Source organism: Bacillota bacterium (assembly GCA_009711825.1).
In the GTDB taxonomy this organism is placed as follows: Bacteria; Bacillota; Proteinivoracia; order UBA4975; family VEMY01; genus VEMY01.
In genome coordinates, this window is sequence record VEMY01000028.1 from 35436 (window position 1) to 49617 (window position 14182).

Annotated in this window: 12 protein-coding genes; all 12 read left to right on the plus strand. The window is 50.4% G+C overall.

Translation table 11 applies throughout. The annotated features are described in order from the left end of the window. Positions 1–33: 33 nt before the first annotated feature. The 12 genes from FH749_09830 to FH749_09885 all read left to right on the plus strand — a co-directional run bounded on the left by FH749_09830 (position 34) and on the right by FH749_09885 (position 14053). Positions 34–3162 carry an efflux RND transporter permease subunit gene (locus FH749_09830; protein MTI95764.1) on the plus strand — a complete coding sequence of 1043 codons (3129 nt, stop codon included), beginning with the start codon at positions 34–36 and terminating at the stop codon, positions 3160–3162. Further along, positions 3163–3750: a TetR/AcrR family transcriptional regulator gene (locus FH749_09835; GenBank protein ID MTI95765.1), complete on the plus strand. Its 588-nt coding sequence runs from the start codon at positions 3163–3165 to the stop codon at positions 3748–3750. 500 nt (positions 3751–4250) lie between these two features. Continuing rightward, positions 4251–6068 (plus strand): oligoendopeptidase F, encoded by a 1818-nt coding sequence (gene pepF / locus FH749_09840; protein MTI95766.1) that lies wholly within the window; start codon positions 4251–4253, stop codon positions 6066–6068. A gap of 103 nt (positions 6069–6171) precedes the next feature. Beyond that, positions 6172–7059, plus strand: a complete 888-nt coding sequence (locus tag FH749_09845; protein MTI95767.1) for an acetamidase — start codon at positions 6172–6174, stop codon at positions 7057–7059. A gap of 212 nt (positions 7060–7271) precedes the next feature. Continuing rightward, the gene (locus FH749_09850) at positions 7272–8396 is read left to right on the plus strand and encodes an alanine--glyoxylate aminotransferase family protein (GenBank protein ID MTI95768.1); all 1125 of its coding nucleotides are present in this window, start codon (positions 7272–7274) and stop codon (positions 8394–8396) included. Positions 8397–8433: 37 nt separating this feature from the next. Further along, complete coding sequence (locus FH749_09855) at positions 8434–8793, plus strand: cupin domain-containing protein (GenBank protein MTI95769.1); 360 nt, start codon at positions 8434–8436, stop codon at positions 8791–8793. A 94-nt stretch (positions 8794–8887) separates the two neighbouring features. After that, positions 8888–10246 (plus strand): GntP family permease, encoded by a 1359-nt coding sequence (locus FH749_09860; GenBank protein MTI95770.1) that lies wholly within the window; start codon positions 8888–8890, stop codon positions 10244–10246. 87 nt (positions 10247–10333) lie between these two features. Beyond that, complete coding sequence (locus FH749_09865; GenBank protein MTI95771.1) at positions 10334–11011, plus strand: hypothetical protein; 678 nt, start codon at positions 10334–10336, stop codon at positions 11009–11011. Positions 11012–11160: 149 nt separating this feature from the next. Then, positions 11161–11763, plus strand: a complete 603-nt coding sequence (locus FH749_09870; protein ID MTI95772.1) for a TetR/AcrR family transcriptional regulator — start codon at positions 11161–11163, stop codon at positions 11761–11763. Beyond that, the gene (locus tag FH749_09875; protein MTI95773.1) at positions 11756–12607 is read left to right on the plus strand and encodes an ABC transporter ATP-binding protein; all 852 of its coding nucleotides are present in this window, start codon (positions 11756–11758) and stop codon (positions 12605–12607) included. Before FH749_09870 ends, FH749_09875 begins: the two co-directional genes overlap by 8 nt. Then, on the plus strand, positions 12600–13325 hold the full coding sequence (locus FH749_09880; GenBank protein MTI95774.1) for a hypothetical protein: 726 nt from the start codon (positions 12600–12602) through the stop codon (positions 13323–13325). The genes FH749_09875 and FH749_09880 overlap by 8 nt, the downstream gene beginning before the upstream one ends. Positions 13326–13327: 2 nt before the next feature. Then, positions 13328–14053 (plus strand): hypothetical protein, encoded by a 726-nt coding sequence (locus FH749_09885; protein MTI95775.1) that lies wholly within the window; start codon positions 13328–13330, stop codon positions 14051–14053. The last annotated feature ends 129 nt before the right edge of the window (positions 14054–14182 follow it).

Sequence of the window (14182 nt, forward strand, 5' to 3'; positions counted from 1 at the left end):
GGCCGGATGAATTGTCGACAAGGAGCTGATATGGTGTTCTCAAGTTTTAGTGTTAAAAAGCCTTATACCGTGGTCGTCGCGGTAGTGATTGTATTAATCTTGGGCGTAGTCTCATTGATGAATATGACTACCGATTTATTGCCCAGTATGAACTTACCCTATGCTGTGGTCGTTACATCTTATGGCGGGGCCAGCCCGGAAGAGGTGGAGTCGGTTGTCACCAGTTCGGTTGAGCAATCAATGGCATCCCTCGCCAATATCCGCAATATAAGTTCGATATCGCGAGAGAACATGTCCATGGTTATCTTGGAGTTTTCCGCCAATGTGAACATGGATAGCGTGTTTGTCGAGATGCGGGAAAGTCTCGATATGATTATGACTTACATGCCCGACGAAGTGGGCACGCCGATGATGTTGAAACTGAACCCGGACATGCTGCCGGTTATGGTCATGTCTGTGGCGATGGAAGGGCAGGAGATCAGTGAGTCCTCACAATTTATCTCCGACAACATCCTGCATGAATTCGAAAGCATCGAGGGTGTTGCTTCGGTTTCCGCTTCTGGCCTGGTGGATAACAGCATCCACGTGATTATCAATGAAGAGAAGATTGAAGAATTGAATGCTGAACTGGCGTTGATGCTTCAGACCTTTGGGTTAGATCAGGAGTTTCCGGAGATTGCTATCGACCGGGATATGGTGGCCGGAATTCTCCAGGGCCAGAACTTCAGCATGCCGGCCGGTTATATTACTGAGGATGGTGTGGATTACTTGGTTCGGACCGGGGAAAAGATTGGTGATGTTGATGAATTAAAAGAACTGGTTGTCATGCCGTTGCCAATCCCCGGCGTTGACCCGGTGAAGATTGAGGATGTCGCTGATGTTGTTGTCACCGACACATCCGGCACCATGTATTCGCGCTTAAACGGCAACGCAGCCGTAACTTTAACAATCCAGAAACAGGCGGAATACTCGACAGCCGATGTCGCCAGCCGTATCAGGGAGCGCATGGACTCGGTTGAGGAGCGCCATGAAGGTGTGGAACTTGTCGCCCTGATGGACCAGGGAGTCTATGTGGACATGGTCGTGGGCTCGATTACAACTAACTTGCTGATTGGCGGAGCCCTGGCGGTGCTGATCCTGCTCTTGTTCCTCCGGGACATCCGGCCGACAATCGTTGTTGCCTTTGCGATCCCAATCAGTCTCGTCACGGCTTTGGTTCTGATGTACTTCAGCGGCGTCACACTGAACATCATCTCCATGGGAGGACTCGCCCTTGGTGTGGGGATGTTGGTGGATAACTCGATTGTTGTGATTGAAAACATCTACCGCATGCGGGGCGAAGGCAAGAGCGCCAAGGAGGCTGCCGTCAAGGGGGCAAAGGAAGTGTCGGGCGCAATCGCTGCTTCGACCCTGACAACGGTATCCGTTTTTGTGCCGATTCTCTTTACCCAGGGCTTTACCCGGCAGATCTTTGCCGATATGGGGTTGACCATTGCCTTTTCGCTGTTGGCCAGCTTGCTGGTGGCGTTGTCCCTGGTGCCGATGATTGCCTCGCATATTATTACTAAAGAAGTTAAGCGAGAAGAGAAGAAACTTGATGCAGTGAAGGCCTGGTACACCAAGGTGCTGGAATTTTCCCTGCGGCGCAAGTGGATTGTGCTGGCGACAGTCGTAATTCTGTTTGTCGGCAGTATAGTCGGCGCCTTTAGCATGGGGACCGAATTTTTCCCGGCTTCCGATACCGGGCAGTTGATGGTTGACATTCGCATGCCCGAGGGAAGTGAGTTTGATGAGACAGTAGCCGTTGCCGATGAAGTTGCTGCAATAATTGGCGACATCGATTATGTGGACCACGTCGGCGCTTCCCTGGGCGGGGCCGGCGGAATGATGGGCATGGGCTTTGGCGGCGGTGGTGGCTCTACCGAGCGGGTCTCCATTTATGTGCTTGTCGATGAGGAAAATATCAACCGTACGTCGGATATTGTACGGGAGATTCGGGAGCAAACCGAGCATATTACCGCTGAGGTATCTGTAGGCGACTCCGGCGCCGACATGAGCGCGATGATGGGTAGCGGTGTTTCTATCAGTGTCAGCGGCCGTGACTTTGAAACTCTGGAAGCCGTGGCCCATGATATCGCCGAAATCGTTGCATCGGTGGAAGGAACTACAGAAGTTTCCGATGGCATTGACCGGAGTGAGCCGGAAATTCGGGTGATTGTCGACAAGGAGAAAAGTATCCAGCACGGACTGACAGTTGCCCAGGTGTTCATGGAACTTTCCGGGCTGCTGCAAGAAGATGGCGTCGATACCACCATCAGCGTTGGCAACATTGACTACGATGTGCGGGTAAAGGACAGCGCTGAAGAGCAGTCTCTGACCCGGGAGGATATTGAGAACCTTGTTATATCGACGCCCCAGGGCGAAGCAGTTGCCCTGAGCGAGATTGCTTCAGTCGAGAGTGGCGTCGGTTATCGGGCAATCAACCGGGAAAACCAGCAGCGGACTTTAACCGTCACGGCTGACTTGGAAGAAGGCTATAACATTGGCCTGGTTAGTCGGGAGATCAGTGATAACTTGGATGATTACAACGTTCCAGATGGTTACCGGGTGCGAATCGGCGGCGAACAGGAAATGATCAACGATACCTTTAGAGATCTGTTCCTGATGTTGGCCATGGGCGTTGCCTTCATCTACCTGATTATGGTCGCCCAGTTCCAGTCCCTGCTCTCACCTTTCATCGTCATGTTCACCATTCCCCTAGCCTTCACCGGCGGATTCCTGGCCCTGATTGTCACGGGCAGCCCGGTCAGCGTCGTGGCCTTTATCGGGTTGATCATTCTCACCGGTGTGGTCGTGAACAACGGGATTGTGTTTGTTGACTATATCAACATTCTCCGGGAATCCGGCCTGCCGAAAAAAGAGGCGATTGTCCGGGCAGGCAACGTGCGTTTGCGGCCGATTGTCATGACCGCCCTCACTACAATTATTGCTCTGTCTACCATGTCGGTGGGCATGGGCACAGGCACTGAAATGATTCAGCCCATGGCTGTTACTGCCATCGGCGGCCTGATCTATGCTACCTTCCTCACCTTGATTTTAATTCCCGTCCTCTACGATATAATGAACAGGAAGGAAATAATTGTGCAAGAGGAAATGTCCTAAATGTCTAAGGACAAAAAAACTCTCATATACGAGGCAGCTTTAAGCCTCGTATATGAGAATTATGACATGAGCCGGATTAAAGTCGCCGACATTGCCGAACGGGCAAGCATCGGCAAGGGGACTGTCTACGAGTATTTTGACAGCAAAGAACAAGTGATTGGCGAAGCTTTAATCTATATGTTTGAGAAGGGCGTTGAGGAGTTTCAGTTTGACGAAAACGTGGGTTTTAAAGAGACCTATCTTGGGTTTTTAAGGAACATCAGCTCAATGATTAACAGAAATATGTTTGAGTTTATGACGCTAAATAAACAGGACTTAGATTCCCATGCGACGATTAAGGCAATTATTGTCGAGCTGATTGAACAGGTCAGGCAAAGATATATCGAAATCTTTGAGCAGTTGGTGGACAAGAGCGTGCAAGAAAGGATTGTTAAGGAAAAACCCAGCCGCTTTGATTGGGAGATTGCCGTACTCAGCTCGATGAATTGTATATTTCTCTACAAACAATACGGCGGCAAGTTTTATCAGTTGAATAATGAAGAAGTGTTGGAAAAGGGATATAACACCTATGTTAAGCTTTTGAATTAGAAATGGGCTGCCCGAGATTCAGTGTAAACTGACCTGGGCAGCCCAATTTTTTGCTTGGTATTTTGTTTAGGCAGTCAGTAATACCGCTTCTACATAGGCGGAAACAGCCAATAGCACAAGGCCGAGGGCCAGGAGTAGTTTCTCGCTTGCTTGCCAGTCAAGTTCCTTGAGCTTGCGCATCTGTGCCCACTGTTTGGCGGGGAAACGGCTTGAAACCAAGCCAGAGCAGAGCGGTCCTTTTGATTACCTCCCTGTTAAGCAATGGTTTCAGTATTTTGATCTGGATCACCCTTTCAAATACGTATGTTATGAATGGCTACATTAGTATTGTAGCTCTAACTTGATTGACTGGCAATTATATCCTATGGGTTGGATAATCGATTTTCGGGTGCATCATTTTCCATTAGTGTATTTCTGGTGCAGGAATACACTGTTGCTGTTACGAATATGTCAATAAGAAATGGGAGAGAAGTACATATGAGCTTCTTGTCCGAAGGAGGATGATGAATTTGCAAAAGAGACTGACCCGTGCCGAGGTTCCGGAGCATCTGACCTGGAATCTCAAGGACTTGTTCCCGGACAAAGATGCCTGGGAGCAGGAATTGGCTGCTGTGCCCGAGGCGATTTCCAGCGTCACTAGATTCAAGGGCCGGTTGGGAGACGGAGCTTCCGAGCTCTTGGCCTGTCTGGAAGCGGCAGAAAAGCTCCAGGTCCGGTTTTTCCGGGTCATGGGGTATGCATATTTGCTCCAGGCCGGTGACGGCACTGATTCTGACAATCAGGTGGCCATGGGCAAGGCCGCGGCCATGGGCGCTCGGCTGCAAGCAGAAACTTCGTTTATCCGCTCAGAAGCGTTGGCGCTGCCTGAGGGCACCCTCGAACAGTATCTACAGGCAGAACCCGGTCTCAAGGATTTTGAGCGGATGCTGGAGCAGATGATTGAGCAAAAGCCCTACACGCTGCATCCCGAAACCGAGAAAGCATTGGCCTCGCTAAGTGAGGTTTTGGACTCGCCCTCGCTGATTTATAACCGTTCCAAGGCAGCGGATATGAGCTTCGAGCCAATCCTGGATGGTGAAGGAAACAGCCACGAGATGTCCTTCGCTGTCTACGAGGAAGTGTTCGAGAAGTCACCTGATCCAGTGCTCCGGCGCAATGCCTGGAAATCCTTTAGCGAAGGTTTGAAGAAATATCAGAATACGTACGGCGCCACCTGGGGTACCGAGGTAAACAAAAAGGTGGTGTTGGCCAAGTTACGGGGCTATAAATCTGCAACTGAGATGATGCTCCACGGCCAGGAGGTTAGTCTAGAAGCTTACAACAACCTGCATGACATCATTCTTAAGGAACTTGCCCCCCATATGCGCCGTTACGCCAAGCTGCGCAAAGAGGTTCTGGGGCTGGATAAGCTCTATTACTGTGATATCGAGGCGCCCCTGGATCCGGATTTCAACCCGCCGGCCGATTTTGACGCCGCTTCTGAGTTGATTCTTAAAGGTTTGGAAGTGCTGGGGACGGAGTACACCGACATCATGGCCCAGGGCCTGAAGAACCGCTGGATTGACTTGGCGGACAATGTGGGCAAGTCCACAGGCGCTTTCTGTATGTCTGTGCCTGAGGCCCATCCCTATATCCTCGTGACCTGGAAGGACAGCATGCGCAACGTTCTGATTCTGGCCCACGAGCTTGGCCACGCCGGCCATGGGGAGCTGTCCCTGCGCTACCAGCGTCCCAGCAACGCCCGGGGCTCCCTGTTCTTTGTCGAGGCCCCTTCGATAATTAACGAGCTTTTGGTGGGGAATTACATTGCCTCCCAGTCCGATGATCCGCGCATGCGCCGCTGGTTGAATATGCAGTTCCTGATGACTTATCACCACAACTATGTTCGCCATCTTATCGAGGGCGAGCTTCAACGCCGCATCTATGTCCTGGCGGAACAGGGTCAGCCGATCACCGCCAACATCCTGAGCAAAGTGCAGGGCGAGATTCTCGACGAATTCTGGGGTGGCGAAGTGGAGATAGACGAAGGCGCCCGCCTGACCTGGATGCGTCAGCCCCACTACTACATGGGTCTCTATCCCTACAGCTACTCCGCCGGTCTGACCATCGGCACCGCTGTTGCCAAAGCGATTCGGGAAGAAGGGCAACCGGTTGTGGATAAATGGCTGGATGTCCTTAAGGCAGGTGGCACTAAGCCGCCGGTTGAGTTGGCAAAGATGGCCGGCGTCGACATGACCAAACCCGATGCAATCCGCACGGCTGTTGCTTATGTTGGCTCGCTAGTGGATGAAGTGGTAGCCAGTTTTAAATCTGAGTAAAGCGACTAATTCTTGTTTCCGGCAGTTTATCACCCTGGTATGGTCTTAACTGTACAAACAAGGGCCAGCGTGCTGGGCCTGAAGGAGGGATAGATTGAGAGTTATTAGTGGCAATCAAGTAATATATGCCCTGGGCGAGGACAAGGCGCCGGTGGCGGAGGTGCAGCCGGGCGAATTGGTTGTGTTTGAGACCATCGATGCCTTTGGCAACCAGATTCAGACCGAGAAGGATTTGTTTGAAAGCGCCGACTGGTCGACGGTGAATCCGGCCACCGGGCCTGTGACCGTCAAGGGGGCGCAGCCGGGTGATGTGCTGGTTGTTGATATCCTGGATATAGAGGTTGCCGATACAGGCGTGATGGTTGCTGTTCCTGGTATGGGAGCGCTGGGCCATATCATTCAGGAGTCGGAATCCCGGATACTTAAAATTGAACACGGCTTTGTGCAATTCAACGATGCAATCCGACTGCCGGTGGATCCGATGATTGGTGTTATCGGGACAGCACCAGCTGACGAACCGGTCCCCACCGGCACCCCCGGGCATCACGGCGGCAATATGGACACCAAGGAGATCAAAAAAGGCGCCCGGCTCTATTTGCCTGTGTTTAAAGAAGGCGCGCTGCTGGCTATGGGTGATTTCCATGCAGTGATGGGTGACGGCGAAGTCGTGATCTGCGGTGTAGAAGTTGCTGGCCGGGCGACTGTTCGCATTGACCTGGTAAAAGCAGTCGACTTAGCGACTCCGATTGTGGAGTCCAAAGACCATTGGTTTATTATTGGCACCGGAGCGGACCTGGACGCGGCTGCGCGTTACACCCTGGACCAGACCTATAAATTTCTCAATGATAGGCTGCCGCTCACTAAGAATGAAATCTGTATGTTGATGAGTGTGATTGGCGACTTGCAAATCAGCCAGATAGTTGATCCCCAGATTACCTGCCGTATGGCAATCGCTAAAGTGCACTTGGCCCGATATGGATTAAGATTCTAGTTAGTGCTAACTGGAACTGAAAGACCTTCTTTCCCTCAAACAGAGTTTGGGGGATTTTTTTGTACTTAAAAAGGGTTGTACAAATTTCCCCTTGCAAAGAGTCATTATTGAGCATTTTTTGCATAGGGATTGAATAGGCATTTAGCGCACCGAAATAAATCACTATTTTCGGGAGAAAGGATGATTGCAGCGTGAACAACAAAAAGTTGGTGATGATTCCAGGACCGACTCCGGTTGTAAGGTCAATTCAGGATCAAATGGGCCGCGAAACCACTGCTTTTGGCGACCCCAGCTTCGTCAAGGACTTTAAGGAGCTACTGGTCGACCTCAAGGGGCTGTGGCAGACAGTAGGGGAAGTATTTGTTGTTGCCGGGACCGGCACTATGGCAATGGAAATGGCCATCGCCAACACCCTCAAGCGGGGAGACAATGTGTTAATTGTCAGCCATGGTTTCTTTGGCGATCGTTTCATCGATCTCTGCGAGCGCAAAGGGTTGAATGTAGATGTTCTCGCCAGCGAGTGGGGGACCGCCGTACCTGTGGAAGAGATTGAGAACAAGTTGAAAGAAAAGCCATACCAGGCCCTGACAGCTACCCATGTGGACACCTCCACCGGTGTCAGTGCTCCTATCAAAGAGATCGGCGAGATGATGCAACAGTTTGAAGACACTCTTTACATCGTTGACGGCGTTTGCGCTACCGCCGGGGAAGAGGAATATGTCGATCCGATGAATATCGACGTTTTGCTCACGGGCACACAAAAGGCCTTTGGTGTTGCCCCTGGTCTAGGGATACTCTGGGCGGGCCCCCGGGCAATGGCCCGAAGAAGCACATTGGGGTTGATTCCTGAGTTTTACGTCGACTTTGACAAGTGGCTGCCGATCATGAACGACCCGACAAAGTATTTTGCTACCCCGGCCGTTAACCTAGTCTGGGCGCTCAAAGAGTCGGTGGCGATTATCAAGGAGGAAGGTTTGGAAAACCGATATGCAAGGCATCGACGTGCGGGCCGGGCGATGCAGGCCGCCCTGGAAACCTTGGGCTTAAAAGTGCTCGCTGAAGAGAATTGCCGGGCTGTTACACTCTCCAATTTAATCTACCCTGAGGGTGTCAGTGACGTCGAGTTCAGAAAGTCTCTTTATGCTGACGGAATCATCGTCGCCGGCGGCCTGGGGGCCTATGCCGGCAGGATGTTCAGGTTAGGCCATATGGGCAATATCGATATGCATGATTTGGTGGCGGTAATTGCCGGTATCGAGCGGGCACTGTTTAAGGCCGGGCAGAAGCTGGAGCTTGGCAGCGGTGTGGGCGTCTTGATGAAGGAGCTGTTAACTTAACAGCTCCTTCGGATAAATTTGGTCAAGGAGGACTTGTATGATCACGAGAGCAGAGAAGTTGAAAGTTGATGTGCACCCGCAATTTCTGGGAGGTAAAGGAACGTTAACCAATATTCATTTTCTGGACAAGGAGAACGCGGCCGGTAGCGGCAGGCTTTTCGCCAAGAGCATATTGCCCCCGGGAAGCTCCATTGGTTATCACACCCACGAAGGAGATTTTGAGGTCTATTACATTCTTGCCGGTAAGGCGCTGGTGAATGACAACGGTGAGGAACATACTTTGGAGCCGGGAGACGCGATTCTAACCAAGAACGGCTGTGGCCACTCGATTGAGAATGTCGGGGATACAGATCTGGAATATATTGCTCTGATTCTCTACGACAAGGAAAGCTGTTAGCTTCTGCAGTGAGTATGAGAGCAGGGGGTGAGAAATGAGCCATGTACTGAGTATTAGTAGTCAGCGAGAGTACATTTCTAAGGAGGATTAACGAGTGGAAGCAGGTTTGGGTTCATTAATTGTTATGGTGCTTAGCATCTTCGCTTTGGTTTTTATGATTATGAAACTCAAGGTTCACCCGGTATTTGCCTTGGTCTTGGTGGCAATCCTTGCAGCTTTGGGGTTCCGGTTTCCAATTGAAGAGGTATTTCCAACTGTAACAAGCGGTTTTGGCAGTACAATTGGGAATATCGGGATTGTGATTGTTCTTGGGTGTACCATCGGAGTAATTTTGGAGGAGACAGGCGGCGCCCTGGTCCTTGCCAACTCAGTTCTTAAGTTTGTTGGCAGGAAACGGTCCAAGCTGGCCATGGGCCTGACCGGTTATCTGGTTTCAATTCCGGTATTCAGTGACTCAGCGATTGTCATTATGTCGCCTGTAGCTAGGGCACTTTCCGCCCGGGGTGGCATACCGCTGGTGGCGCTCCTGGGTGCGTTAAACGCTGGAATTATGGCCACCCATACCATGGTGCCGCCGACACCCGGCCCGATTGCAGCAGCCGGCACTTTGGGGGCAGACTTGGGGTTTCTGATTGTTTTGGGCCTTATTTCATCAGCTGCTTATACAGCGGCAGGCACCCTCTGGTGCAGCAGCAGGTATATGGTGAGCAAGTATCCGGATTTGGCCCAAGTGGCCAATGTAGAAACAGCTACCGATGAAGATTTGTCTCTGGGGAATGCCGATGAGCTTCCCAGCGCATTTTTGGCCTTCGCCAGCATTCTGGTGCCGGTTCTCTTGATTTGTGTCGCTTCTTTCAGTTCGTTATTCTTGGATGAAGGCGCGGCTATCCTGCCCTATTTGAACTTTATCGGACATCCGATTTTTGCTCTGTTTATTGGTGTTATCCTTAGCTTAATGATGGGCGGCGCCCAGTGGAGTTGGGCCCAGTGCTATAAGTGGTTCAGCACTTCCGTGGAGAAGTCTGGCTTCATCATTCTTGCCACTGGTGCTGCCGGTGCGTTTGGAGCAGTTTTACGTGCGTCCGGCGTGGGTACTTATCTGGGTGAATTAATCGCCCAGACTGCTCTGCCTGCAGTATTCATTCCGTTCCTTATTTCTTTGATGCTCTCGGTTGCCAACGGCTCGGCAACGGTCTCACTGTTGACCGGCTCGGCGATTGTGCTGCCGTTGATGCCGGCCCTGGGACTTTCACCAGTCATTGCGACCTTGGCAGTTGCGGCCGGTTCATCTTTCTTCTACCATGCCAACGCCAGCCATTTCTGGGTTGTCCTCAAGGCCAACGGCGACCTGCCGATGAAGCAGGGTCTGGAGCTGGTCTCGGTGGGAACCGCCATCGGCAGCCTGGCGGCCATGGCGGTTGTCTGGGCGATGTCTCTGTTTATCTTCGTCTAAAATTGTAGAAAGGCAAGGGGCTGTCTGGCGACAACCCCTTGTTCGTTTTGGAGGTAGCCGTTAAGATTGACATGAGGAGGGGTTTTTATGCGCAAATCTAAACTGATACTTATAGATGGCATCACCGGTTCCGGGAAGTCCACCACCGGACGCTTCCTGGCGGAACAACTGAAGGCCAATAATATCGCCCATCGCTTATATGAGGAAGAAGAACCGGGGCACCCCCTGAATTACACCGCAGCCGATATCGAAGAACTAGGCCCGGAGGAGGTGGAGAACTTTATCATCGCCATGCCGCCGTTATGGCAAAGGTTTGTCCACTCGGCTCTGGATTCGGATGAGGTGTTCATTATCGAAAGCTATATCTTTCAGGACACGATTCGGATATTGTTCCAAAATAATGTGGCCCGGGAGCGCATTTTCGCCTTTGCTCATCGTCAGCTGGAGATTATTCGACCTATGAACCCGGTATTAATCTGGCTTTGGACCCGGGATGTCAACCAGTCAATCCGCAGGATCTGGGCGACCCGGGGCGAGCAATGGAAGCAGTGGTTTATTCGGGTGGACACGGCTACGCCCTATGCACTTGCTAATCACCTTCAGGGGGAAGAGGGCGCTATCACTCTCTGGGAGCATTACCAGGATTTGACCAAAGAGCTGTTTGATTCCTATGATATTGCCAGACTGGCGGTAGAGGTTTCTCCGGAGGCCTGGGAGCGTAACCAGGAAGAGATTATACGGTTTCTGGGTTTGTCAGAAATATAATAATGTCAGTATGGCCGGCTAAGGCTGGTCATATTTTGTATGGAAGTAACTTGGTACATTTGCGCTGCAGAAAAATGACAAGCTTGTCATGTGACAAGGTTGTCATTTCTCTGCGCCTGTGATAATATACCAATAAAGGAGGTGACAGAGTGCCAACAGACACGTTCTATAACCTGGATGCGGTAAAAAAACAAAGCATATTTGATGCCGCAGTCAGTGAGTTTGCCGCTCGTCGCTTCAGTGAAGCTTCCATCAATCAAATAGTTAGAGATGCCGGCATTTCTCGGGGCAGTTTCTATCAGTATTTCGACGGCAAGGAAGATCTTTATCTGTACGTTTTGGGTGAAATCGGTAAAGAGAAGATGAGTTTTGCGTTTCCCGAGCAGACGCCTGAAGATGCCGACTTTTATACTGCTTACATTAAAATGGTCAAGAACATTTTAGCCTGGGCCCGGGAAAGACCGCTATTTTATAAGATTGGTGCTCTAATGGAGAAAGATGATAGTGCTTTCATAGCTAGGCTCCAGGCCCGGGTGCCCGATGCCTGGAGCAACTTCCGGCAGTTAATTGAGCGGGATAAGGAATTAGGCCGGATTCGCCGGGATGTAGACAGCGATTTAATGATTCATATGCTCATTGCTCTGAACATGTATTTTCTCCGTGATTTTTACGAGACTGGCGATGAAGAGACCATGCTCCGGCAGGTGGAAGATCTGCTAAAAATTATCTGGGGAGGGATTGCAAATGTTTAAGGTCAGCGATTTAAAGTTTAGGTATCCCAAGAACGAGGAGTATGCGGTCAACGGAATTGATTTTGAGATTAAGGAAGGAGAGATTTTTGGCTTCCTTGGGCCCAGCGGCGCTGGCAAGAGTACGACGCAAAAACTGCTGATCAAGCTGCTCAAGGATTTTGAGGGGGAGGTGCTCTATCAGGGTAAGCCCCTGGCAGAGTATGGAGACGATTTCTACCAGGACATCGGTGTCTCCTTTGAAATGCCCATTTCTTTTTCCAAACTTACGGCCATGGAAAACCTGGAATTCTTTAAACGCCTGTATAAGAGTACCGATGACGTCGAGCCGCTTCTAAAGCGGGTTGGCTTGTGGGACAGCCGCAACAAAAAGGCAGGCGAGTATTCCAAGGGGATGAAGATTCGCCTGAACTTTGTGCGGGCGCTCCTTAACAACCCAAAGATGTTGTTCCTGGATGAGCCGACCAACGGCATTGACCCTGTAAACGGCCGGATTATGAAGGACATGATCCGTGAATTCCGGGAGCAGGGCGGGACGGTCTTCCTTACCAGTCATATTATGAGCGATGTGGATGAGCTTTGTGACCGGGTGGCGTTCATTGCTGACGGGAAGTTGCGGGAAGAAGATTCCCCTCGAAATCTCAAGCTCAAATATGGCAAACGCACTGTCAAGGTGGAATACCGGGAGAATGGCGATGTGGTGGCCAAGGAGTTTACCATGGACGAAATTAAAGAGCCCGCGTTTTGCGAGCTTTTACGCACCAAGGACATTGAGACATTGCATAGTGGTGAAACCACTTTGGAGGATATCTTCATTAAGGTAACCGGGGTTGCGCTCCATGAGTAGGCTAGGATTTCTGGTCAAGGGGGAACTGGATCGGCTGAACAAATACAATCTGTTCACCGCCACCTCCGTGGTATTGCTGATATGGATCGGTTTGGCATGGTTGTTAGACGTCGATGAGCTGATGATGTTTATCCCAATTATTCTGCTCATGGACACGACGATGATGACGATTGTCTTGGTTGGTGCAACTATGTTCTATGAGAAAAAAGAGCATACCGTTAACTCGATTCTGGTCTCGCCGGTGCGGGAAGATGAATATCTGATTTCGAAAGTTATCGTCAACATAATCAATTCAATGATTACCCTGATTGCTCTGTCAATAGCAGTGTACTTTATGAAGGACGTAACGTTTAACTATTTGCTGGCAACAGGCGCAGTGGTGGTAATCACTGCGGTGCACACAGTGATTGGTATATGGCTCACTTACTACGCCAAAAAATTCTCATCCATGCTAGTGAACTATATCATCTATATATTTGCTTTTCTTGTCCCGACAGTTTTGGCGATGTTGGAAGTAATTGGCGAACAGGCTGCTAATTTCCTGATAATTTTGCCGCCGGACGCTTCTTTGACCCTGCTCAATGCTATTTTCAACGATGTGGAACCCTGGCGGGTGATTTTCGGTTTTGCTTACCTATTGGCTTTGACGGTGATAATCTATAAGTTTGTTGTCAAGCCGAAGCTCAACGATTACGCTATGCGGGAAACGGGGGTATAAACATGCTTTCGACTTTCATTAAGCATGAACTGAAGAATATCCTCCGGGAAAAAATGACTGTGGTCATGTTGATTTATCCCTTAATCCTTGGTGGCGTCGGGCGTCTTCTTGTCCATCAGGAGATTGTGGAAGGACAGGGCATTGGGATTACTGCTTTGTTGATGACTCTGTTTGCTGGGTTTATCTTCGGGGCCATGGCCGGCTTTTCGCTGCTGGATGACAGGGATGATCAGGTGCTGTCCTCGATTCAAATTTCTCCGGTGCCGGTGCAGTGGTATATCTGGTTTAAAATTATCTTTGCGTTCATCCTTGCGATTTTTGCCGGGCTGTTCATGATTTTGTTTACAGATGTATTGGAGCTGAGCTTTGGGCATGTTTTGCTCTTGACCACGCTCAGCGCCCTCCAGACACCAATTGTCGCCTTCTTCATCAACGCCTTCTCCCAAAATAAAGTTGAGGGGTTTGTGACCATGAAGGGGTTTGGTTTTACCTTGCTCTTCCCGGTAGCCGGATTTTTCTTCACCGACGCCGTAGAGTGGGTGTTTGGCATTGCCCCTGCTCACTGGGCGGCCAAGGCGGTACAGTATTCACTCATGGAGCCGCTAATTGACATGGGTATGGCAGAGATGAATCTGGGCTTTTATCAGTATATCGGGATTGGCTTTATCTACAATTTAGTGCTTGTGGCCGTTGCTTATAATTTCTTCCGCAAGAAGAACGATTTGTAATCTCTTACCGGGCGTTCATGCGCCCGGTTTTTTTGTGGCAAACCATACATAACGAATGTATCTCAATTCAGTTACATAGCTCCCAACTCAACATGGTTTCTTTACCATATTAAAGTAATGATTTTGGCT